A 24369-nucleotide genomic window follows, 5' to 3' on the forward strand; every position below is an offset into this window, starting at 1 on the left:
TGGGATTGTCCCGCTAAAAGTGAAGTGAGGCGGACCTCTTGTTGGGTAGTATTCGATGAATAATACGCTTCTAACTGGTCCCCAGCATTCACGTTTGGAACAAGCTGCTTTTGAACGAGCGGACCAGATGGCTGATGACCTTCCTGGCTCTGTTCTCTACATAACGCGGAACGACGCTCGCCGGAGTATGGTTGAGGACCGCTGGGTCGCTTCGCACGAACCTCTCCGTCTTCGTGCCGAGACGCTCGACGCGGTCGTTCGTGACTGGTACGAGGACCTCCAGGGCCCGGTTCAACCCCTCCCCGGGCAGTTGAACCGCCGGTTGGCGGAGTACGCGCTTGACAGAACGACAGCCGAAACAGATGGCGCACTCGCCGGCGAACCCGCTTCGGCCGCTCTCGCAGATTCGTTCAGTAGCCGTTTCTCACTCTTCGATGACGCCGGCGTCGGGACTGCTGACGCGCTCGTAGCGGAGTTCGAGGGCTCAGAACTTGATGGCCGTATCGCGAAAGCCACTGTCGACGCGTACCGACACTACCGGGATCTCCACGGCGACTATGTCGACGAGTGGGTCTGTACCCGGGGAGAAATGTTCGACGCCGTCGAGACGGCGGAGCAGTCACTATCGGCGTTCTCGCCGGAACTGGATGTCGTCATCCTTTCCGGATATCACGAGTTCCGTCCTGTCGAACGCCGCCTCATCGAACGCCTCGTCGACGAACTTCCGATGATCGCACTTCTGCCACTCCACCAGGATGGCCGGAGCGGAGTCGACGCCGTTGCGGAGGACGCCTTGGAGGTCTACGACGCACTTGACTTTGAGACAGTAGAACTCGAGCCCGTCGACGAGTCAGGGCGGGCCTTTGGAACGATCACCGAGTCGCTCTACCGCCCGGACCCGGACACTGTCCCTGCTCCAGACACTCTGCGATGGCGTGAACTCCCGACGCCCGAGCGCGAGATTCGCTTCGTCGCTCGCGAGCTCCGGACTGAGTTGGCCAATGGTCGCGATCCCGACGACCTGGCTGTCGTCGTCCCGGGGACCGAGGCCTATTCGGGGTACGTCGAGGACACGTTCGATACGTTCGACATCCCGCACGTCACGACCGCCGCCTCACAGCTGAACCGGACGTTCACCGGGAGCGTTGTACACGACCTCCTGAACCTCGCCGAACCCGACCCCCGTGCTGAGGACCTCACGTCCCTGTTAGCAAATCCATTGGTCGACGTCGTCGACACCGACCAAGCCAACGCCGTCACGGCAGCTGCTCGCCGGCGTGATACTGTTTCTGTGTCACCCCTGCTCGAGGACGTCGACGACGAAGCGGCGGCGCTGATCGAGGAGTTGCTGGCCACCTTGGAGCCGCTCCGAACGGAGGACATCGAGGGCGCAACCGAGACGCTCCGACGACTGTTGGACGACCGGTTCGACCTGGAGGGGGCGACGGAGGACTACGCCAGCGGCACCGAGCAAGCCGTCGAACAGCGAGCCTACGACCTCGTGGACGAGGTCCTCTCCTCGTTCGAGTCGCTGGCGGCAGTCAATAGCGACCTCTCTCCGTTGGCACTGTTCACCCGTGCGTTCGATGGCGTGCCGATTCGGGTTCCACAGCGCGCTGCTGGCGGCCACGTTGAGGTGATGGGGCTGCTCGACGCCCGGATGCGCTCGTTCGAGAAGGTGTTCCTCGTGGGCCTGACGAGCGAGCACTTCCCGGTAACGCCGGAACGCCCGGCCTTCTTCGAGGAGATGACCGACGCCCATCCGCGGTTCGACACTGGCGACGAGCGCCTCCGGGGGCGCTATCTCTTCGCGACGCTACTCGCGAACGTTGACGAACTCACGATCACCACACCAGAGACGGGCGATGACGAATCCGCTGTCGTCCGGTCGCCGGTCCTCGACGAACTCCAGCGCGTAACAGGCATCGAACCCGAAGACGGCGTCGATGACCGCGTGGGCTCCCGCGAAGACCTTCAGCGGCACGTCGCCGCAACAACGAACCGGCGTGCGGCAGTCAGCCGCGCCGGCGACCGAGGTGACCTCTCCCCCGAGCAGACCAAGCGCACGGATCGGGGACTCCACTGTGCGGACAACAGGGGAACGGCTGGCCTCTCCGAACACGACGGCGTGTTAGAACCCGAGACCGTCGCTGAGGTCTATCCTCCGTCGGAACGAGAACCCTACAGCGCGAGTCGGATCGAGCGATACGTCGAGTGTGGGTTCAAGTTCTACGCCGACGAAGTGCTCGGAATCGAGGATCCCGACGACGTCGAGGTCGTCCCTACGCCCCTCGAAACCGGATCGTACGTCCACGACGTCTTCGAACGGTTTTTCGCGGATCTACAGGACGAAACCGAAGATGGTGTCGACCTCACCGAGTTCGACCGGAACGACCTGGCGATACACCTTCGCGAGATTGCCGTCGAAGAACTCCGGGATGCTGACTTCGAGTACGAAGGCCTGTTCTACGAACGGTGGAAGGCGGAGCTGTTCGCTGGCCTGAGTGACGGCGAGAGTGCTCCGTACCAGGCCGGGAGCAAACCTCACGACGCACCGGAACAGGGATTGTTCGCTACCTTCCTCGACAACGAACTCTCGCGGGACGGCGCTGACCGCCCACACTTGTTCGAGGCCCCGTTCGGCGAGGGACTTCCCGACTCGGATGCTGGGCCGTTCACAGTTGAGCGTCCGGACGGCTCGACTGTCTCGATTCGGGGATACATCGACCGCGTCGACGTAAGCCGGGATGGCGAACAACCGACGCTCACGCTCTACGACTACAAGACTGGTCGAGCACCGTATATGACGAAGACGACCGGCGGCACGAAGTTCCAGCTCCCTATCTATCTGCTTGCTGCGGCCAACGTCGTCGACGGTGATCTATTCGAGCAGGGATCGCTTTCAGCGACGTACTATCAGGTTCGACCGCCCAACGACATCAAGGTTCCACGCGGTGTCGAGTCGAAGTTCGATTCCGAGGTCGAACTCCGTCGCTTCCTGAACGATGTCGTCCCGGAGTGGCTAGGCCAGATCGACGAGGCGATCGGCAACGGACGGTTCCACACGACGCTTCTGTCGGCCAGCGGAGCGAACTGCCGATACTGTGACTACCGTCGGGCCTGCGATGTCCGCCATCACCGCAAGCGGGAGTTCGTCGACGAGGTTCACGAGGACGACGCTGCGTACGTTCCGCTGCGTGTTCGCGACGACGAGGACATCGAGGCGGTGATGAGCGATGACTGAGGACCCCGAGGAGATTCAGCTCACAGAGGAACAGGAGGACGCGCTCGTCCAGGGCCGGAACGTCGCGATCACTGCCGGCGCCGGGACAGGGAAGACGACAACGCTCACCGAGCGGTACGTGACGATACTGGCCGAGAACCCGTCGCTCACGCCGGAGAACATCGTCACGATTACTTTCACGCGAAAGGCTGCTGCCGAACTGACCGAGCGCGTTCGGGAGGAGGTGTACGACCGGCTCGAGGCTGTCGACTCACCAGAGGCCTACCACCGCTGGCGAAACGTCCTCGACGACCTGGAGGATGGCTACGTCCACACCATTCACGCGTTCTGTACGCGGCTTTTGCGAGAACGGGCCGTCGAGGCTCCGGTCCCGCTCGGCTTCGACGTGCTCGACGAAGACGGCGCCGCGACACTCCAACGCGAAGTCGTGACGGAGTTCCTCGAACGCAACCAGGACGATGACGACGTCGCGCTCCTCGCTCAGCTTTGGGGTCGTGACCAGCTGGTCGATGTACTCGCTGGATTACTCGATGAGCGCCCACAGAGCGAGGCGGTCCTCGAGGAGTGGCGTGATGCGGAGGTCGACGACTACATCGATATCTGCTGGGAGGTCGTTTGTGATCTCGACGTCGCCGACGCCCGACAGACGCTGTATGCGGACGGACTCCTTGAGCAGCTACGCCCGGTTGCGGGCCGTGTCGACCGCGAGGGTGCGATCGCCGACGAGGACGGCCTTCGAGCCTACCAGACCTTCACCGAGGTCGCGACGACACTCTCGGACGACCCGGAGGAAAGCGATCCTCGCGACTGTCAGCGGGCAATCCTCGAGCTCTACGAGGCCTGTGAGAAGAAGAACGGCGGCCTCTACAGCAGTTCGGGGTACGTCGTCGGTGACCGGGACGATTGGGGTGAGTACGGTGACGTCTATGACGACCTGAAAGACACCATCGACACGGTCATCGATGCCGTCGAACCGCACGCGGATGCGGTCGAGACGACGCCAGGGGAACTGGAAGCGAATAGCGCTCACTACGCACTGGCTCTGATGCGGGTCTTCGACGACGTCCTCGCAACCTACACCGACGAGAAGGAGCGCCACGATACGCTCGACTTTCCCGACGTGATCGAGACAACCCTCGAGTTCTTGCGAGCGAACGATGCCGTCACGGAGCGGCTCCGAGAGCAGTTTGCGGCCGTGATGGTCGACGAGTTTCAGGACACGGACCCGCGTCAGTGGGAGTTGGTCAAGCTCCTCACGGGCGTTGACGAGCAGGCGGCGTCGAACGTCTTCCTGGTCGGCGACGAGAAACAGAGCATCTACGGATTCCGTGGGGCCGACGTGACGACGTTCGGGGATGCGCGCAGAGAACTCCAGACCGTCAACGAGGCTCGTGGAGTTGACGACGTTCCCGACAGCGATGCCGAGAGTCCGACCGCCCTCGAACTCTCCGGGAATTTCCGGACGCTGGACGAGCCGTTGTCGTTCCTGAACGAGCTCTTCGAGTACCTGTTCCAACCAGAAGGTGATACCCACGAACCCTACGAAGCGCCACCTCAGGGACTGAGTACGCAGCGCGACCGTGTCGAGGACATCGAGGGTCTGACCGGGAGCGTTGAGTATCTCGCTGTGCCCGACGACGCCGATACGGCAGCGGAGCTCTTCGGCGACGACCATCCGGTCGCCGAAGGCGCGCTGGACCACACTATCGAGGCCGAGGCGCAAGCGCTCGCTGCTCGACTGACCCACCTGTTCGACGATCCGCCGACAGTCCAAGACCCCGATACAGGTGCCCATCGTGACGCTACTCCCGACGACACGGCTATCCTCCTGCGCCGGCGAACTCATCTGGATCGGTATCAGCGGGCCCTCGAGGAGTACAACATTCCCTATACTGTCGTCGGTGGCGTGGGGTTCTACGATACGCCTGAGGTCCAGGCGCTCACGAACCTGCTTCGAGTACTCGGTGATCCACAGGACGATGTCTCCCTCTACGGGGTGCTTCGGTCGCCGCTGTTCGGATTCGCGGATGATCGCCTCGCACCGGCTGTCGCAGAAGCTGATTCAGTATGGGATGCGCTCGCCGAGGCGGACGATCCACAACTTGCGGACGCGTTCGATCTCCTTACGACGTGGCGGACCCTCAGCGGCTGTGCGACGCCGTCCGAAGATGGCGTCCTCCCGTGGAACCGCCTGCTGTCCCGAGTGATCGACGACACGGGGTATCTGGCGAGTGTGAGTGCTGACGAACGCGGTCGACAGGCCGTCGCGAACGTCGAGAAGTTCCGCGACCAGGTCCGTACTTGGAGCGAGAACGGTGTTCACACAGCTGCCGGGTTGCTCCACCGGATCGACCGCCAAGCCGAGATCGACCCTCGTGAGGGGGAGGCAGATATTCCCGGTGACGCCGAGGGCGTCCGGATTATGACGATCCATTCAGCGAAGGGACTCGAGTTCCCGATCGTCACCGTCCCTGATCTCGGGAGTGACCTCAACTTCGGTCGCTCCGTCGACGACCATGGCTACGTTCGACTCGTGGACGGAACTGATGACGCGCCGCCGGTGCCGGCGGTCGGCGGGCCGAATCCGGGCGATGCGTTTTCCATCGAGAAGACGGCCGTCCACGAGTACGCTGACCGACGGTCGCGTCCACAGGAGCGGGCGGAGTCGAAACGCCTCCTCTACGTAGCGTGTACACGAACGCGGGATCACCTCCTTCTCTGTGGCACGCACGACATCATCATCGACGAGTCTGGTACAATCGAACTCCCCGAGCCTGCAGCCTTCGACGACGCAGACCGGTGGCGCGACTGGTTACAGCCAGCCCTCCTCGACGGAACACTCGTCGCTGAGGCGGTTCGTGACGGACAGGCCCGTGGTGAGATAGATGGAGCCAGCTATACTGTTCGCAGGCCGCCGCGCCCAGTAGACTGGTACACCGACGACGAAGCTGTTGTTTCAGCGCCGGAGATCTCGATTCCTTCACCGCCGTCGTTAGCGCCGGCGAAACGGATCGCGGCTACGACCCTCGTGAATGCGGTGGCGGATGCGTCTCCAGACGGTCACAGTTACTCTCAGCGTGAGGAATCGGCCGGCCTGAGTCCAACGACGTTTGGGACGGTCGTCCACCGGATCAACGAACTTCGTCCACCGAGAGACGAGTGGACCACCCTGATCCGTCGTTTGAGTCAGATGGCTGGTGAGGAGCCATCAGAATCGGACCTCCGTGATGCTGTCAACCACGCTGCTGATGCAGTCGGATTTGTTGAACGCATCGAGTCCGATACCGAGCTTCAGGAGGTTTACAACGAGTACTCTGTTGTCGCTCGAATCGATGAGTCGCGGATTGTCGGTGATATCGACCGGCTCCTCGTCACGCCGGACGCATTCCACATTATCGACTACAAGACCAACGACCTCTCAGCTACGACATCGGATGAACTCGCGGAGCACTATCGACCGCAGATGCTCGCGTACGCTCTCGCCCTCTTCCAACATGACCGGAACCGTGACGTACGAGCTTCACTCCGGTTTACTGACGAGGGGATAGAGGAGCGGTTCCATTGGGTGTCGGATCAGATGACGGAGATGGAATCTAAACTACGCTCAATGGTGGATTTGGTGGATTAAGCCTCTGTTTTCGTCAATTCACCCACCTTGCGATAGGTCAGGACAAGCTCTTGGTGGCACCCTTCGAGAAACGAATGGAACGAACGAAACGAACGCAACGAGAGTATTTCGAGTAATGAATGAATTTACTGGAACGAGCCGAACCGACGCTGGAATACAGAGTGCTCGGTGAACGAAACGAGGGAAACGAGAGAAACGAACAATATGATGAAAATGAACGAAACTCCTTCAACGAGTGGAACGAACAGTTGGTTTTAACATCGTAGTAATCCTCCCACCGAGTGAAACACCCTCACCGAACGCACCGAACTAAACGACCAAAACGAACGAAACGAACATAACGAGAAAAACGAAGCTAATGACCGACACCAATACCGCACGAATCACGGTAGCGAACCAGAAGGGAGGCGCGGGGAAGACAACCGACGTCATTCATACTGGTGGCGCACTCTCTGCGCGAGGCCACGACGTCCTCCTGGTCGATATCGACTACCACGGAGGGCTCACCTGCTCGCTTGGCTACAACGATCTGTACTACGATACCGACCGCACAACGCTGTTCGACGTTCTCGACTTCGATCAGATGGAGTCGGTGAACGACATCATCGTCGAGCACGAGGAATTCGACATCCTTCCCGCCAGCGAAAAGCTCGCGAACAACAAGAACATCCAGACGCTGCTTGAGGCGCCGAAGAGTCGCGAGCGGCTGGAGATGACTCTGGACGAGCTCGACAAGGACTACGACTACATCATCGTCGACACGCCGCCATCTCTGAACGTCCTCACCGACAACGCCCTCGTCGCGACCGGCAACGTCGTGATCCCCGTTATTCCCGAGAAGCTCAACGCCAACAGCCTCCAGATTTTCGCAAAGCAGCTGAGTTCGCTCGAACAGGCGTACGGAGACATCAATCGGCTCGCGATTGTCTGTAACCGTGTCGAGCAGAACGCCGAACATCGCGACACCATCGAGGAGATCAAGTCGGCGTACTCCCTCCCGGTGTTCGAGATCCCGAAGCGGACCGACCTCTCTCAGTCGATTGGCGAGGGTGTGTCCGTCTTCGGCTTCGGCAAGGAGAACCAGCGCGTCGAGGATGCACGCGACTTGTTCAACGAGATCGCCGACCTGTTCGACGAGACGTTTGAGAAGACCGCACCTGAGGAGGTGGAAGCATGACCGACGGCTGGGGCGATGCTTCCGGCATCGAGGGCAACTACGAAGAGGAGGACGATGAGGTCGAATCCAGCGAAACGAGTGAGGTGAGTGAAACGGTGGAAACCAGTTCATCGACCGAAACGACCGAATCGACTTCAACGAGTGAAACGAACGAAACGAGCAAAACGAAGACGAACATCAAGGACGAGTGGAACGGGCGGACGATCTACATTCCCGACGATGTCCTCGACGAGATGGAGGACACCTACCTCGAGTCCCAGCTGAAGCTCCGCAAGGCGGGTCAGGACGAGTTTAAGAAGAACCGCCACTTCTACCCGCTACTCGTTCAGTTCGGTGTTGAGGCGCTCTCTGAGGCAGATGCCGAGGAAATCCAGACTCGGCTCTCGGAACTCGGCGACTAATGACCTCGCGCAGAGCGAGGCCCGAGATTTTGTATAGCGATATACGATATACAATATCCTGTAGTGCGGAATTCCGACGGTAAGAGACTCTAGACTCCCGAATTCTCCCGAAGGTTCGAAAACAGAAAGTGGTCCTGATTATGCTCGTAATCACGACCACTTTGAAGTACCCCGCCGCCGTCGGTGAAGCACGAATGCTCAAACCGACTCACGACGGCGCTTCCCCCAGGGTAGAGGTACCGAGACCGCGCTCGCAGGACGGTGGAGGGCAGGTGAATGCCTGACCGAGCGCTTTCGACGCCGCTCGACGACAGCTTCGATCGCTACCTCCAGGACAAGGGAAAAGGCCGCGGTGGCGACGGCGGAAACTATCGACGCAACGCTGCACGCGAACTCGAGCGGTTCGCCAGGTGGGCCGCTGGCGACCGCGGCGACGACGACTGGACTGGGATTGTCCCCGACCACCTTGACCGCGAGCCGACCTTCGACGATCTCGACGAACGCGTCTTCCGGGAGTACGCCCGGCATCTCGGTGGAGATCGGGGACTCAAGCAGAACACGGTACAAACCTATTACCGCTATATCTCTGCGTGGTGTGGCTGGTGTGTCAACGAGGGGTATCTCGAAGCGCATTACGCCCAGCGGGCGAGTGCGATGGCGCCGCTACCGGAGGACGACGGCCGCAAGCCCGGTGACCAGCAGGCCTGGACGTCCGAACAGCGCCACGCCCTCACCCGCCACGTCGACGAACAGGCTTGCGAGGCCATCGAGGCGTACACGACACTCTCGGAGGATACTGCCTCTTTCGACAAGGAGCGAGCACGCTACGCCGCATTAAAGTCGGCTCGTGACCGGGCTCTGGTGTTCGTCCTTGCGTACACAGCTGTCCGCGTTGGGGAACTACTTCAGGATCCGAACGACCCGCGACGGCGTGGCGTCCGCTGGGAGGATCTCTCCCTTGACGACGGGAGTATGGACGTCTACCGGAAGAAACAGCAATGGGACGCTGCGAGTCTCCCCGACCCGGTGATTTCTCCGCTGCGAAGCTATCGCCAGCTGATGGACCCACCGACGGAGCGCTGGCCCGTGTTTTCGACGTTCGACCAACGGACGCTCGCAGGGCTCGTTCAGGAAGAGTTCGCCGACCAAGGGAAATGCCCAGAAGCAATTACTGAACGTCGTGAAGGATACGCTCGCGACCTACTGCTGGCGCTCGATAAGGACATTCGGCCGCCGTCGATCACGACAGACGGCGCACGGTCGATTCTCCAACGGCTCTCGGAGGCCGCAGAGATCGACATCGACCATCCGAAACACGACTATCTGGCGCCCCACGGCGGCCGGCGTGGGATGGGTGAAGTTCTCGTTCGGGCATTCGGATATACCGTCGCCGCCCGGTATCTGGACAATTCGGAGGAGATGGTTCGTGAACGATATTCGCATATCGAGGCCGGCGAACTTGGAGATGTGGCAACAGAAGCACTCAACGAAATTGATCGATGAGGGACTAGGTTAATCTGATTCTAGGATATCGGGCCACCGGATTTGAATGGCTAGATGGGTCCACCACTAATTCAAACGCCGAGTTCTCGAGGAATCTCAGGTCTAAGCCGATATACTCGGTACCATCGAGTCCAAAAGAAAGTTAGTAATCATCCGTCTCTTGGATCTTAGCTTGGTCACCGCGTTCTAACCAATGAATCTCGGCTTCTAACTCGACAGTGCCAATAGTACGTCCACTAAATATCGGTAGTTCCTATCCCTGATTGCTGACTCTATTTCTTGCAGCATGTCATAGAATGTATCTCATACCCTCTACACCGTGATTCTGACGAGCCCATCTAACGTGTGATACAGAGGGACACTAGATTTTAGCTTCTTTCTAGGTGGGAATACACGAAATATTCCGGGTGAGAACTATTGTACGACACGCTCTTTCTGGAGTGAAAAGAATGAGAGCAGATCAACCGATTCAGTGAGTCGAATAAAGACGGCGGTCTCAAGCCAGTGAGAGTTCCGTCATGAGATAAGATCCAGAGCCATATCTGATAACTTATTTCGGAATCCCATACGTATCTCTCGTCCAATCCCGGTCAACAGAATCGTAAGCAGGATCAGACACCTCGATTCCGTCAATCTTCTCATGGTCTGTTGTGTCGAGTTCCCAATCGAACAGGTTGAAATTCGACCGGATGTGATCCGGCGACCTGGATTTCGGGAGAACGACGATATCATTTTCTATTGCCCACCGGAGTGCGACCTGTGCGGGAGACCTATTGTGTTTCTCAGCGATTTCTCGAACGGTTTGATGATCGAAAACTTTCCCCCTGCCGAACGGGGCAGCGGCCTCAACGACGACATCCGTAGTGTGACAGTACTCGAGTAGTTCGGATCGGGCGTAGAGGGGATTATATTCGATCTGGTTTACCGCGACAGGGATGTCAGCAATATGTTGTAATGCTGATAGTTGATACCCTGAGAAATTAGACACACCGATATTTTTCACGTATCCTTGTTCGACGAGTTGTTCCAATGCGCTCCAAGTCTCCCGAATTGAGATAGTTGGGTTTGGCCAGTGGATGAGGTAGAGATCGAGGTACTCAACGTCGAGTTTTCGAATAGAGTCTCGACACGCCTCAAAGACTGACCCGTAATTGAGGTGTTTCGGGAGGACCTTTGATGTGATAAATATTTCATCACGGTCGTACTCTGCGAGTATCTCACCAATTTCGGCTTCGTTCTTGTACCCTTCAGCTGTGTCTACGTGGGTATATCCAGTCTCCAGAGCACAGCGGACTGACTGCTTTACTGTTTCGCCGGATAGATCCCACGTGCCAGCGCCAATTACCGGAATCTGATCGCCATTTGTCAGCGTTCTCGTTGGGATAGCAGACATACATTAAGCTCATGTTACAGTTATTTAAATCTTAGTAACTCGACAAGATCGCCATCTGACTGGCCACAGATCACAGATTCCGGTGAGTTGACTCGTGGTAGCTGGTGAGCAACACTGATCGCTCGGACCTGCTGGGATAGTCATCTCCGCGAATAACGAAGTCTGCGGATTCCGGTTCATTCGGTGCAACTGTTGTCTTGAGTGATGCGTCTCTGCGAAAACGACTTGAGAAGCACGTTAGTCATGATCAGGGTGTTCGCTGTCATCATGTCATGGCTTCAGCTGCACTGCAACGATATATGACTGTATCAGGCTTCAGACAAGAGACGATCAGAGTATCAACTACTGACATTAAGAGAGAAACAATGCCAAACTAGCTATATTTCAAACTGTCTAGATGAATGGCTCTACCCCCTATATTAGTAAAAAAGAACCCATAATAGATGGAGAGAACTAGTTTTGGTTCTTGGCTGATACTGGCGGGATGAGAATGCCAAAAAGGCAGTGCTGGGACGGTACATTGGCTCATCGAAGGCTAACAGAAACGAATGTACTCATTTCAATGAGTATCGACCGCCCGCTTTAGCGTATCGCTAGTCTTCATAAATAACATGCGTACTGTTGTTATAGTTGTGACTATAGAGACGCAACTCGTAATGACTGTTGTGCGGAGTTAGAACAGGTGTCGCTCCAGGTTATATCATTGTTACCAATCCACATTGTATAACGGCCGTACGATTATTATTCACAGGAGGACCAGAATTCGAAATGGTCGAAAACGAGCGGTCTCCGTCCTCTTCGATAGGTCATCAGCGAAGTTAGTTCAGCCCGCTGTGAGTGTAGATGATCTAGCGAGACGTGAAAGAGGGGCGAATCAGCTACATATTTTATCATGGATATTCTCTCTCCTGAAAGTCGACGTTCGTATAATGACGTATGGACATTATTTCCGAAACACCGGTCAGACGATAAGAATATGGATAGGGAATATTCACGATACGCGAAACGGCTTCTGGCGATTGTTCGCCGGACAAGGTAGCTATTACCCGTTGGAATGAGCGCGTGTCTCGCAGTACTTCGTTGAGGAAGGCGCTGCAAACGCTATCTCATTTATCATTGAGAACTCTCGCTCGATTGTGCAGTCTCTGCGATACAGTGATTCAAACATTCGAGAGTGGGACGAAGAGTTCCTACCGATTAACTGAGTGGTGGTTTCCACCGCTGTATGATACTGTTTGGTTCTTGGAAACGGCGTTATTTCAATCCAATCAAACGATACTCGTTGTGTGGCCTACCGACTCGATTCGTCGGTCACGGACACGACTGGGCAGGTCGCATCAAGAAGGATCGACTGTGCGACGCTCCCGAAGATGATTTTCCCAGTCTGGGACCGTCGGCGCGGACTGACAACGATGTATTGGGTGTCGTGTTCATTTGCGTACTCCACGATTTCAGTGGCCGGATCACCGATACGGCCGACAGCTTCGGTTTCGACGTCATCTGGTTGGTCTTCGAGGGCATCCGATGCGACTTGCGCGGCTGTCGCACGTAATTCCTCGATTTCGATAGCGTCGTCTGAGGTGATACTCGATGTCTCTGCATTGATTGCCTCCGAACGCGTCATGACATGGATCGCGTGAACGGGTTCGTCGAAGCGCTTCGCCAGGGTCGCTGCTTGATCCAGTACGTAGGACGAACGCTCTGAGCTATCGACTGCTGCTACGATAACCATACTCTCACTTGAGGGTCCACTGTAATATCATTTGTCCCTCGACCGGTTGAGACTGCCTTGCCACCAAAGGTATAAATACAATGAACGTAACGGTCTATATTGCAGAATGTCTCACAGCAATCGGCGGTCAGTCCTGAAGGCAGTTGGAGGTATAGCAACCATCGGAGTTGGCTCCCTTGCGGGCTGTAGCGGCTCATCTGATGGCGGTGCAGCTACTGATGGCCAGAACGATACGAATGGTCAATCGGGCGGTGACTCCGCAGCGGAGACACTCGATATCGCTGCGACGTTCGGTCAGGAGCACCCACAGGTGCAGTTGCTCAATCGGTGGAGCGACAATCTGAAGGAGCAAACGGACGGCAGCCTGGCACTCAATTACGTGAGTATCGGTGGCGAAGAAGACCATATGAGTGCCACCTCCTCTGGGAGTATCGCCGGGCATGGCGTGGCGATGACCGCACTCACGTCGTCGTACGGCCGCGAATACGGGTTCCTGGAAGCTCCGTTCGTGGCGGAGGGATGGGAGCACTTCCAAGCGCTCATGGACGAATACGTCTACGGCGAAGATGGGTTCAACAGCCAACTGATAGAGCAGGCTAACCAGCGAATCCTCGGGGCGGCGTTCCGCGGGCTCCGTGGGACGACTGCGAACAAGGCGGTGGCTGCTCCCGCAGATATCGAAGGCGTCAAGATGCGGCTTCCGGAGTTCGAAACGTGGGTCCAGAGCTGGGAAGAAATCGGTGCGCAAGCGACCCCAGTGCCGTACGACGAACTGTACCAGGCTCTCCAGACCGGCGTCGTGGACGCGTCGGAAGGGCCGATAGCGCAATTCGTCGATTCGAGTCTCTTTGAGGTCCAATCGCACTTCTCGCAGACAGACCACCTCCTCCAGACCCAGAACTGGGTGCTCAATGAGGATACGTGGCAGGGTCTCGACGAGTCGGAACAGCAGGCGATGCAGGAGTCCCTCGACGAGGCAATCCAGTGGGCGAACGAGGAGACCCGAAGCGCCGCGGAGGAACTGCTTACCATGGTTCAGGAAGAACACGACGTTACCGTCGTCTCCAGCGAAGACGTGGATCAGGATGCGTTCCGAAGCGCCGCACAACCGCAGTTGGAGGAGTTCTTCGCTAATCGGTGGAAGCCGAGCCTCGAGGATGTCCAATCGTTAGCCTGACAATGGTCGTAACAATACTACGGGTATGACCGAACAAACCCCCGATTCGGCAATCAGAACGCTCATGCAGCGGCTGGAGAATGCCCTGGGAAGCCTGGGGCAACTCGTCCTCGGTGCGATGGGCGTCGTCGTCGCTTTCCAGATCATCATGCGCGTTCTCCCGACCGACTACGGGGCCGTCTGGACGACTGAAATCGCTCGGTACCTACTAGTGATAATGACTCTGACCGGTATCCCCTACGCGATGCGCCGCGGCAGCCATATCTCGATTCGGCCGCTACTGCGGATGCTGACAGACTCGCTCCAGAAGTACCTCACAACGTTCTCTAATCTCCTAGTCATCGCGATGTGTGGCATCGGTATCTGGTCCGCCGTGAGCGTCATTGAGCAGACGCTCGTTCAGTCGCTTCCCACGGTCGGCTGGCTGCGGGTCGGGTACCTGATGATCTACCTGGCAATCGCGTTCGCGCTCTGTATCGTGTTCATCGTCGAAAAGATGGTGACAATGTGGGTTCCTGGCCTCTCGGAACCCGGCGCCAAAGACCATCCCGTGGGAGATGTCGAGGAGACCACAGAAGAACATGACCGGGAGGAACGATGATTCCCGAACCGGTCCTGTTGATACTACTGTTCGTGATACCGCTGCTGGTCTTCTATCTGATCGGCGTCCACGTGGCGTTCGCGCTGGGACTCGTGTCGGTGTTGGTGATGCTGTCGGGCCTCGGTCCATCCTGGACTGTCGAGACGTTCGCCAACCGAATGTTCGGCTCGCTGAACAGCTTCACGCTGCTTGCGATTCCGTTTTTCCTCTTTGCGGGACGGATGATGAACAACATCGGGCTGACCGACGACATCTTCGATTTCGCCGAGGCGCTCGTGCGGCCGTTGCCAGGCGGTCTCGGACACGTGAACGTCGTGGTCAGTATCATCTTCTCAGGGATGAGTGGCGCGGCGGTGGCCGACGCCGCCGGCCTGGGCTCCATCGAGTACGAGGCGATGACGAGTCGCGGGTACGACGGTCCGACTGCGGCGGGGATCACTGGTGCGTCCTCGACTATCGGTCCGATCATCCCACCGAGCATTCCCATAATCGTCTACGGCGTGACAGCGCAGGTGTCGATCGGAGCCCTCTTCCTGGGCGGAATTCTCCCCGGGTTACTGATGGGACTTGGCCTGATGGTGTTCATCACTGTCGGGGCGCTCAGGAGCGGCAGGGCGGACATGAGCCCCTTCAACCTCCGCAAGCTTGCTGAATCTAGCGTCAGAGCAATCCCCGGTCTGGTTGCGCCAGCGATTATTATCGGCGGTATCGCTCTGGGCATATTCACCCCAACCGAAGCGGCCGCCGTCGCTGGGATCTACGCAATACTCCTCGGTGTCTTGTTCTATCGGAACCTTGATTGGGGCACGTTCCGGTCGATCCTTGGAGATACGTTCGAGGACACTGCAGTACTGACGCTCATCATTGCCTTCGCGAACGTCTATGGCTTTGTGCTCACCATCTCGGGGCTGCCGTCAATTCTCACCGAGGGCCTGCTAACCCTGTCGACCGACCCAACATTCATCCTACTCTTGTTCTCCCTCTTCTTCCTCATCCTCGGCACCTTCATGGAGACGATCGCTATCATCCTGATCGTCGTGCCGATTGTCGCGCCGGTGCTGCCCCAGATCGGCATCGATCCGATTCACTTCGGCATCGTGATGATGGTCGCACTGATGATCGGATTGATCTCGCCGCCCTTCGGTGTCGTCTTGTTTGCGCTCGAACGGGTGACCGATCTGGAAATCGAGGAGATCATCCAGGGAATCATTCCCTATTACATTCCCTTGTTAGTTGCACTGGTACTCCTCGTCGTCTTCCCCTCGATAGTCCTCTCTGTCCCCCGATACTTCGGGCTCGCGTAGCCCGATTTTCTCCAGCCTACGTCGTATAATTAGTGTTCGATGGTCCGTCGCGGCGTCAAAAACAGTCCAGTTGTCCGATGTGCTACTCTTCGGTGAGTGTCTCGTGTTTCTCGCGTGCCAAATCGCTCCCCTCCGCGAGATAGGCGATGTCTGCCCCCGCGATCAGGAAGTCGATACCAGCGCCGGTCCACCGCTCGATGCTCTCCTCATCTGTGGCCAACATGCCGACCTGCTTTCCAGCGTCATGCACTGTCGTCACGATCGAATTTAGGGTGGATTCGAACGTCTCGCTTTCCCACTGGCCGAACACGTCGAGCGACGCAGACAGATCTCCGTGTCCCACGATCACCGCGTCAACACCGTCGACGGAGACGATTTCGGCGGCGTTCGACGCACCGAGTTCGGTCTCGATTTGCAGGATCGTCGTGAGCTCGTCATCGGCGTGTTTGTAATACTCGCCGAACGTCCGGCCGTAGTCGGAGGCCCGTGCGGGCGCTACACCCCGATCACCGTTTGGCGGGTACTGCATCGCCTCGACAGCCTGTTCTGCCTGTTCACGGGTTTCGACTCTCGGAATCATGAGGCCGGCGACGCCCAGATCGAGGACGCGCTTGATCCAGACTGGATCGTTGGTCGGGACCCGCACGATGGGCGCCACATCTCTGTCAACCGCCCGGAGCATGTTTTCGAGCGTTTCGAGACTCATCGCCGTGTGCTCCAAGTCGATGACGACGAAGTCATACCCTTGCGAACAGATCTCGGCGACCGCCGGATGACCGATCGAGATCCACGTACCCGTTGATGATTCGTCTTGGTCGAGGAACCGCTGCTGGCTGTCTGCCATGCTCGGAAGTAGCGTTACCAGCGATAAAACGTTTCTCACTGGTGAGCTCCGTTGTCTTCGAGACCGTGCCCGGAGTTGCGTCGTTCGACAATCATGTATCACGCCGGACGCTTCGCCGGTACTATTATATAGGTGGCTCAGAAATTTCTGGGTGTAAGTATGACCGATTGGTTAGCGGATGACGTAGCGATAGTAACGGGTGGCGCCAGCGGTAACGGGCGCGCAATCAGTCTCACACTCGCCGAATACGGTGCGAACGTCGTTGTTGCTGATCTGCAGCCCGACCCTCGTGAGGGAGGGACTCCAACGCACGAGAAAATCAGGGACGAGTACCATCAGGAGGCCGAATACGTCGAATGCAACGTTGCAAGTATCGAAGACCTCCAGAAGGCAGTCTCAACGGCCGATGACCTGGGCGGCGTCTCCATCATGGTCAATAATGCCGGCATCACCCAGAGCGACGACTTCCTAGAGACGACGGAGGAAGAGTTCGACCGGATTATGGACATCAACGTGAAGGGTGTCTTCTTTGGATCCCAGGAAGCTGCGAAAAGTATGATCGATGCGGACCGGAACGGGACGATCGTCAACATGTCCAGCGTCACCTCCTTCATCGGTCGTGGGGACGGGGTGCGATACACGACATCCAAGGGTGCTGTTGAGTCAATGACTCGGGCTCTTGCGGATCGACTCGGCGGATCAGACATTCGTGTGAACTCTGTCCACCCGAGCATGATCAAGACGAGCATGACTGACGAAGACCTTGACCTGATCGACAACGAGTCCGAGGAGGAGCACAGACAGAAGACACCCCTCGGACGGATCGGGCAGCCCCAAGACGTGGCCAATACCGTCCTGTACCTCGTCAGTCCGCTTGCTAGCTTCATCAGTGGCGAGGCACTGACTGTCGACGGCGGCGTCACGACGACGCTGGGCGGTGGCTACTGACAACACAGAGGTGAGTAGAGGACAGATAGCGTGGACAACTGCCGTAACTGTGTCGACGTGCTCAGTCGTAATTTGATATCCAGAGCGGAGTCGAAGACGGAATACGGGATGTCGGAAAACAGGAGGTTAGGACACGGTAGTCCAGTTGCAGTCGTGGGAATCGGAAACCCGTTCGCCTAGAGAAAGCGCCCGATCACAGCTACTGTCGATCTTCGATCCGGCGAGAGTCTTCGACGATCTGCATCGGCAGCGGCGTGTCGTGATAATCGAGTGTCGTGATTTTCCAGTCGATTCCGTCTCTGATTTCGTCGAGGAAATTGTACCCAAGCTCCTCGAGTTGTTGCCGACGGCGCTCGATGTCGTCTACTTCGAAGGCGATGTGGAAGAACCCCGGACCGTGTTCCTGGAGGTGCTCGTAGTGCCAGCCACTCGGACCAGTCGGTGAGGTAAACTCGATGATCGTCCCACCGACGGAGTAGAGCGCTACCTCGCAGTTGTCCTCTTCGAAATAGACCATTTCGGACCGTTCCATCTCGAAGTGCTCTTCGTAGACGGCAGTATACTCGTCAAGATCGGCGTCAATACCACCTGCAAGTATCGCTATGTGATGTATTCGCTCGAACACACTGATACTCTCTCACGACGGTGGTAAATAGGTTTTGCCGGGAAACAAAAGTATTATATAATAGGTAGTCGAGGTAATCACTGTCATGCCCAGAGATATTAGAGTAGTCGATAGTATCACACAACCCGATGATTCCGAGGGTGCAGTTGTCGTCGCTGGCAGTCACGGCGGTATCTCGTCTGGACGATACGCCGCGCAATTAGGACTGCGGGGAATCATATTCAACGACGCGGGCGTCGGTAAAAACGAGGCCGGGATCCAGTCACTGCCATACTTGGACGATCTGGGACTCCCGACAGCGACGGTCAACAATGAGAGCGCCCGTATCGGCGACGGCCTGAGTATGGTCGAAGGCGGTGTGGTGAGTCACGTTAACGACGCAGCGGCGGACTGTGGCTGCGAGGTCGGTCAGTCCGCTGTTGAGTGCGCAGCGGCTATGTCCGACGCGGAACGCGATCCAGTTCGGGAGGACGTTGGGAACGAGATGACCCAAAAAAAGGTTCGAGACGGCGACACGCCCGTCTGGACACTCGACTCTATCGGCCTGATCAACGACGAGCACGAGGGGGCGATCACTGTCACGGGCAGCCACGGCGAGCGCCTGGCCGGCGAGATCGACTCCTACATTCAGGCCGACGTTGCGGGAATTACTCTCTTCGATGCGGGCGTCGGGAAAGACGATGCTGGCATCGGTCGGATCGAAACGATGAACGAGCGCGGGATCCCTGCGGCCACGGTCGACGTCGAGTCAGCACAGATCGGCGACTCCACGTCAGCGCTGGAAGACGGTATTCTCAGCCATGTCAACGATATCGCTGCAGACCTCGGGATCTCGCCCGGAGACAGTTGTTCAGACTTCGTCGATCGGGTTCGTGGGAAGAAGTGACACGGATGACCGTAGCCTCGACGGACACTAAATGCAGCCCACAATGGAGCCGGACAAGCGGATTAACATACCAATGCCACGGATACAAGCGACGTACCTGATCGAGACGCCACACGCTCCCAGCGACGCGGCTGAAGCGATTGCCAACGAGCAGTCGTCTGGGACCTTCGTCGATGTCTCCACCGAGACGGACGACCTCACCGAGCGCCATGGCGCCAGAGTCGAAGACGTGACAGTGCGGGCGACGGTCGATGAGCCCAGCCTCCCTGGGGCCGAAACTCCAGACAACTCCAGCGACGCTGGTTCGTACACCCGAGCAACGGCTCAGTTGTCCTACCCAATGGAGAACATCGGCACATCACTCCCGAACCTCATGACGATGGTCGCGGGGAACCTGTTCGTCCTGAAGGAGCTTTCGGGCGTTCGGCTGATCGACCTCTCGATTCCCGAGTCATTCGCTGCGGCACAGCCTGGCCCGCAGTTCGGCATCGAGGGCACACGGGAGGTCGTCGGCATCAAAGATAGGCCGATTATAGGAACGATCATCAAACCGAGTGTCGGGCTCTCGCCCGATGAGACGGCTAAAATAGTCGAGACCGTGGTCGACGCCGGTGTCGACTTCATCAAGGACGATGAGCTCATCGCCGGGCCGCCCTACTCTCCCGTCGAGGAACGCGTTGAAGCAGTGATGGACGTCATCAATCGCCACGAAGCGGAGACCGGCGAGACGGTGATGTATGCCTGTAACGTCACCGGCGATGTCGACGAAATGCTGCGTCGCCACGACGCGGTGAAAGACGCTGGCGGCAACTGTCTAATGGTCAGCCTCCAGAGCGTTGGACTGGCCGGGGTCAAGCGACTCCGCGAGGAGTCTGACCTGCCGATCCACGGACACCGGAACGGTTGGGGCGCGCTGTCCCGCTGTCCACTGCTCGGGTTCAGCTACGAGGCTTGGCAGAAGTTCTGGCGACTCGCCGGCGTTGACCACCTCCACGTGAGTGGAATCCGGAGTAAGTTTTACGAGTCCGACGAGTCGGTAATCGCCTCTGCAACTGAGTGCCAGACACCAATCGCCAGCCAAAAGCCGGTGATGCCCGTCTTCTCTTCGGGCCAGTGGGCCGACCAGGTGCAAGACACGTACGAGGTCCTCGGGAACGCGGATCTCATGTACCTCGCCGGGGGCGGAATCCTCGGTCATCCCGACGGACCGGGAGCCGGTGTCACACATCTCAAACAGGCCTGGGAGGCGGCGATGCAGGGAGTACCGCTTGAAGAATACGCAGAGACACACGAGGAGTTACGAACAGCCATCGAACACTACGAAAACAAATGATACTAACTATCAATCACCACCCGAACCCATGACAGACACAGAGCTACTACTGGCGTTCTACGGAGACGACTTCACCGGATCAACTGATGCCCTCGAGGGCCTCGCGGACAACGGCGTCCGGGCGGTACTCTTCATGGAACCCCCGACCCCCGCCGAGTTAGAGCGGTTCGACGATCTCGACGCCGTCGGCGTCGCTGGCGTAAGTCGATCGATGACTCCTGAGGAGATGACGGCCGAGCTTCCATCCATTTTCGAACGGTTCGCAGATCTGGACGCGCCGATCGTCCATTACAAGGTCTGCTCAACCTTCGACTCCTCACCTGAGGTCGGGAGTATCGGGACCGCGATCGACGTTGCACAGGAGGTCTTCGATTCGCCGTTCGTCCCAGTTTCACAGGGAACTGAAGTCCCACACGGCCGCTTCGTCGCATTCTCTAACCTGTTTGCGGAACAAGGCGGAGAAATGTACCGTATCGACCGTCACCCGACAATGCGAGATCACCCGGTCACCCCGATGCGAGAGAGTGACCTCCGCCGGCATCTCGGGGAACAGACTGACCGCCCGATCGGGGGCGTTGACCGTCGGTTCCTTGAATCATACACCGACCTCGCGTCGGCGGTGGATGAGACCGCGGTAGACGACGAAATCGTCGTGCTCGATGCACTGGATAGCGACCATCTGGCCAGGATCGGGCATCTCCTGTGGGACCGGGCGACCGATGCACAGGGGCAACTGTTCGCTGTCGGCTCTTCGGGACTGGAGCACCACGCACTCGTCAGTCACTGGGACGAGATCGGACTGATAGACCGGACGGAGTCGTTCTTCGACAAGCGAGACCCGGTAGATCGAATCGCCGTCATGTCTGGAAGCGCGTCCGCAGAGACGGCGTCGCAGATTGAGTGGGCGAGTGACCACGGCTTCCAGTTGGTCTCTATCGACACCGAGCGGCTTGTCGACCCCGACGAGGCAGCCGAAGCGCGCGACGAAGTGGTGGAGTCAGCTCTCGACGCGTTGGATGCCGGAGAAAGCGTTGTCCTCTACTCGGCACGAGGGCCAGACGACCCGGCGATAGACGCGACGCGAGAGCGGTTCGAGGCGGTCGGGATCGATGAAGGCCTCGAATCGTATCTCGGGCGTGAGCAGGGCCGCATCTTCCGCGAGGTACTCCAACGCGCGGATCTTGATCGAGCCTGTGTCGCTGGTGGCGACACCAGCAGTCACGTCGTCTCCCAGCTCAATCTTCAGGCTCTCGAGGCCGTCGCGCCGGTCGCTCCGGGAGGGCCGCTGTGTCGTGTGTACTCGGACGAGGAAGCCTTTGACGGCCTCGAGATCGCTCTCAAGGGTGGACAGGTCCACACGGAAAACGACGAGTTCGACTACTTTGGGGCCGTCGAACGCGGTGGTGTCGAGCGCGACCAGACCAAGCGAACATAACGTTTCTTCTCAGTAACCGATCAAACGTCGGCGGGCTGTCAGGGCGTGTCGAACTTCAGTTCCAGTTCCATTTCGTTGACCGTCTCGCGGACCCTCTGTGTCAACCGCTCTCTGGACTGCTCGTTGCGGACGCGCTCGACGGGGCCGCCCAATGCAAGTGCCCCCAAGACTTCTCTCTCCAACCGGACTGGCACTCCGACGCCACAGTAGCCCTCTACGTGTTCCTCCCAGTTATACGCATAGCCCCGTTCGCGGACCGTTTCGAGTTCTTCGAACAGCTCCTCACGGTCTGTGATTGTGTGTTCGGTGAGTGCAGGAAGCCCCACCGAGTCGATGATCTCCTCGACTCGTTCCCGCTCATAGAAAGCCATAATCGCCTTCCCAGTTGCGTTCGCGTGGAGGTAGATCCGCTTCCCGGGACGGGTATCGATTGACGTCGCGTGTTCGCCGGTTGTGGTGTAAACGTGGTATCCGTAGCCGTTCTCCTCGACGATGAACTGGACTTGTTCGCCTGTCTCCTCCGCGAGCGATTGGACGAACGATTCTGACAAGCGGTACGCCCGCCGCCGCTCTCTGGCTCGTCCCCCAACTTGGAGGAACTCGAGTCCCGGGTAGTAGACATCACCCTCTCGGACGACGTATCGCCGGCCGATGAGTGTATTCAGATGGTGATACACCGTGCTGTCCGCCAGGTCAAGTTCCGTAGCGATTTCGTGAAGCTTTGCTCCGTCTTGCTCTTGGAGCAACTCGACGATGTCGAAAGCCGTCTCGGTCGCTTGGACAGTTCGGTTCTCGCTAGAGCCAGTCGCCATATGTGGAATGCGATCCTCTATCACAAAACGTTGTCGCCGGCTCGAATACGGATAGTACGTGCCACACACTACCCCAGGGACCTCGTGGTGGCCGGGGCTCATACAGTCGATGTACAGTAGAATAGTGTTGCTCCCACCGCCATCGCCTCTCGCGAAGAGAAGGGGGGTTTGAAACTTTGAGGGGCCGATTTTCCGGGGATTTATTGTGGTGTGTATCGTAAAGTCGACTAGTGCCTGAGTCATGACTGTCAGCGTAGCACTCTTTGGAGCCGGCGGCAAAATGGGATGTCGGATCACTGACCAACTGAAAGACTACGATCGGTACGACGTACGGTACGTGGAGCCAAGCGACAGCGGCCGCGAGCGCCTCGCCGAGCGCGGTCTTTCAGCAACTCCCGAAAACGAAGCCCTCGACGGAGCAGATATCGTCGTGTTGGCCGTACCCGACGACCTCATTGGAACCGTCTCGGAGGACGTGGTCCCACAGATGGACCGCGGGAGCATGGTCGTTTTGTTGGACCCGGCGGCGGCATACGCCGGGAAATTATACGAGCGAGCGGACATCTCATACTTCATCACACACCCAGCACACCCATCTATCGTAGATGCAAATTCGAGCCTGAGTGGCGACAACCCGGACTGGTTCGGAGGGCAAGGACGCGAGGAACAGGACATTGTCTGTGCCCTCCATCAGGGCCCCAATGAAGACTACGACCGTGGAGAGGCTTTCGCCCGGGACATCTATGCGCCGGTACGGCGGGCCCACGAACTCACCACGGAGCAGATGGTCGTCTTGGAGCCCGCACTCGTCGAAATGGTCCTTGGGTCCTGTCTGTACGCTATCCGTGAGGCCCACGAGCACGCGGTCGACATCGGCGTCCCCGAGCAGGCAGCGAAAGACTTCCTGTTTGGTCACTTCAGAGTCGAACTCGGGATCGTCTTCGGATTCACCGACTTTCCGTTTTCAGACGGGGCACAAGAAGCGATCGAGCAGACCAAGCAGGACATCTTCGTCTCAGACTGGAAGGAGACGGTCTTTTCAGAAGAACGACTGGACGAGGTAACATCGGAAATCGCCTAATGTAGATGCGTCTTGGACTAGCTAAGTAACCAGCAAAACGTCCCCAATACGGCGATTTAGATCCTGATTTACTCGTTATCTCGCTTCTACCGTGTTGAATAGCGGTGCTGGTCTATACACTCAAAATTTCAGTCGGCTCGTTAGAGGTTGATGCCGTTGGTTTCAAAATCGGTGTCGCTTCACCGTGGCTCAGGGGGTGCTATTCAACACAGCACTCGCTTCAACTCTTTTAATTTCCATTGAGA

At 58.1% G+C, this 24369-nt stretch carries 18 protein-coding genes; 13 read left to right on the forward strand and 5 right to left on the reverse strand.

The window, feature by feature from the left end; genetic code table 11:
* Nucleotides 1–187 precede the first annotated feature (187 nt).
* The 5 genes from Har1129_RS08815 to Har1129_RS08835 all read left to right on the forward strand — a co-directional run bounded on the left by Har1129_RS08815 (nt 188) and on the right by Har1129_RS08835 (nt 9953).
* On the forward strand, nt 188–3244 hold the full coding sequence (locus tag Har1129_RS08815; protein WP_151100321.1) for a PD-(D/E)XK nuclease family protein: 3057 nt from the start codon (nt 188–190) through the stop codon (nt 3242–3244).
* Nucleotides 3237–6872: an exodeoxyribonuclease V subunit beta gene (locus Har1129_RS08820; protein WP_151100322.1), complete on the forward strand. Its 3636-nt coding sequence runs from the start codon at nt 3237–3239 to the stop codon at nt 6870–6872. The genes Har1129_RS08815 and Har1129_RS08820 overlap by 8 nt, the downstream gene beginning before the upstream one ends.
* Nucleotides 6873–7230: 358 nt before the next feature.
* The gene (locus tag Har1129_RS08825; RefSeq protein WP_074878686.1) at nt 7231–8049 is read left to right on the forward strand and encodes a ParA family protein; all 819 of its coding nucleotides are present in this window, start codon (nt 7231–7233) and stop codon (nt 8047–8049) included.
* Entirely contained in the window at nt 8046–8450 is a 405-nt protein-coding gene (locus Har1129_RS08830) for a hypothetical protein (protein WP_095637938.1), read from the forward strand. The genes Har1129_RS08825 and Har1129_RS08830 overlap by 4 nt, the downstream gene beginning before the upstream one ends.
* Nucleotides 8451–8726: 276 nt before the next feature.
* A complete protein-coding gene (locus tag Har1129_RS08835; protein WP_151100323.1) occupies nt 8727–9953 on the forward strand; it encodes a phage integrase SAM-like domain-containing protein in 1227 nt (408 codons plus the stop codon).
* 550 nt (nt 9954–10503) lie between these two features.
* Here the strand turns inward: Har1129_RS08835 and Har1129_RS08840 are convergent.
* A complete protein-coding gene (locus Har1129_RS08840; RefSeq protein ID WP_151100324.1) occupies nt 10504–11346 on the reverse strand; it encodes an aldo/keto reductase in 843 nt (280 codons plus the stop codon).
* 1291 nt (nt 11347–12637) lie between these two features.
* Nucleotides 12638–13078: a universal stress protein gene (locus Har1129_RS08845; protein ID WP_151100325.1), complete on the reverse strand. Its 441-nt coding sequence runs from the start codon at nt 13076–13078 to the stop codon at nt 12638–12640.
* A gap of 106 nt (nt 13079–13184) precedes the next feature.
* Between Har1129_RS08845 and Har1129_RS08850 the strand changes: the two genes are divergently transcribed.
* Genes Har1129_RS08850 through Har1129_RS08860 form a run of 3 tightly spaced genes read left to right on the forward strand, consistent with a single transcriptional unit; the run spans nt 13185 to nt 16160 of the window.
* A complete protein-coding gene (locus Har1129_RS08850) occupies nt 13185–14255 on the forward strand; it encodes a TRAP transporter substrate-binding protein (protein ID WP_151100326.1) in 1071 nt (356 codons plus the stop codon).
* 25 nt (nt 14256–14280) lie between these two features.
* Entirely contained in the window at nt 14281–14856 is a 576-nt protein-coding gene (locus Har1129_RS08855) for a TRAP transporter small permease (protein WP_151100327.1), read from the forward strand.
* Entirely contained in the window at nt 14853–16160 is a 1308-nt protein-coding gene (locus tag Har1129_RS08860; protein ID WP_225307790.1) for a TRAP transporter large permease, read from the forward strand. The genes Har1129_RS08855 and Har1129_RS08860 overlap by 4 nt, the downstream gene beginning before the upstream one ends.
* 82 nt (nt 16161–16242) lie before the next feature.
* Here the strand turns inward: Har1129_RS08860 and Har1129_RS08865 are convergent, their stop codons facing one another.
* Nucleotides 16243–17004: an HpcH/HpaI aldolase/citrate lyase family protein gene (locus tag Har1129_RS08865; protein ID WP_151100328.1), complete on the reverse strand. Its 762-nt coding sequence runs from the start codon at nt 17002–17004 to the stop codon at nt 16243–16245.
* Between the two features lie 159 nt (nt 17005–17163).
* Between Har1129_RS08865 and Har1129_RS08870 the strand changes: the two genes are divergently transcribed.
* Nucleotides 17164–17952 (forward strand): SDR family oxidoreductase, encoded by a 789-nt coding sequence (locus tag Har1129_RS08870; protein ID WP_151100329.1) that lies wholly within the window; start codon nt 17164–17166, stop codon nt 17950–17952.
* A gap of 199 nt (nt 17953–18151) precedes the next feature.
* Here Har1129_RS08870 and Har1129_RS08875 read toward each other — a convergent pair whose 3' ends face one another.
* Nucleotides 18152–18577, reverse strand: a complete 426-nt coding sequence (locus Har1129_RS08875; protein WP_191906268.1) for a VOC family protein — start codon at nt 18575–18577, stop codon at nt 18152–18154.
* An 85-nt stretch (nt 18578–18662) separates the two neighbouring features.
* Between Har1129_RS08875 and Har1129_RS08880 the strand changes: the two genes are divergently transcribed.
* From Har1129_RS08880 to Har1129_RS08890, 3 genes are all read left to right on the forward strand, one after another.
* Nucleotides 18663–19463, forward strand: coding sequence for a hypothetical protein (locus tag Har1129_RS08880; RefSeq protein WP_151100331.1), 801 nt, complete (start codon nt 18663–18665; stop codon nt 19461–19463).
* Nucleotides 19464–19536: 73 nt separating this feature from the next.
* Nucleotides 19537–20796: a ribulose-bisphosphate carboxylase large subunit family protein gene (locus tag Har1129_RS08885; protein ID WP_191906267.1), complete on the forward strand. Its 1260-nt coding sequence runs from the start codon at nt 19537–19539 to the stop codon at nt 20794–20796.
* Between the two features lie 28 nt (nt 20797–20824).
* On the forward strand, nt 20825–22231 hold the full coding sequence (locus Har1129_RS08890; RefSeq protein WP_151100332.1) for a four-carbon acid sugar kinase family protein: 1407 nt from the start codon (nt 20825–20827) through the stop codon (nt 22229–22231).
* 38 nt (nt 22232–22269) lie between these two features.
* On the opposite strand, the gene Har1129_RS08895 is transcribed toward Har1129_RS08890, so the two are convergent.
* Nucleotides 22270–23043, reverse strand: coding sequence for an IclR family transcriptional regulator (locus tag Har1129_RS08895; protein ID WP_191906266.1), 774 nt, complete (start codon nt 23041–23043; stop codon nt 22270–22272).
* Between the two features lie 241 nt (nt 23044–23284).
* Between Har1129_RS08895 and Har1129_RS08900 the strand changes: the two genes are divergently transcribed.
* Nucleotides 23285–24124: a phosphogluconate dehydrogenase C-terminal domain-containing protein gene (locus tag Har1129_RS08900; RefSeq protein WP_151100334.1), complete on the forward strand. Its 840-nt coding sequence runs from the start codon at nt 23285–23287 to the stop codon at nt 24122–24124.
* The last annotated feature ends 245 nt before the right edge of the window (nt 24125–24369 follow it).

It is taken from the genome of Haloarcula sp. CBA1129 (genome assembly GCF_008729015.1).
Lineage (GTDB): Archaea > Halobacteriota > Halobacteria > Halobacteriales > Haloarculaceae > Haloarcula.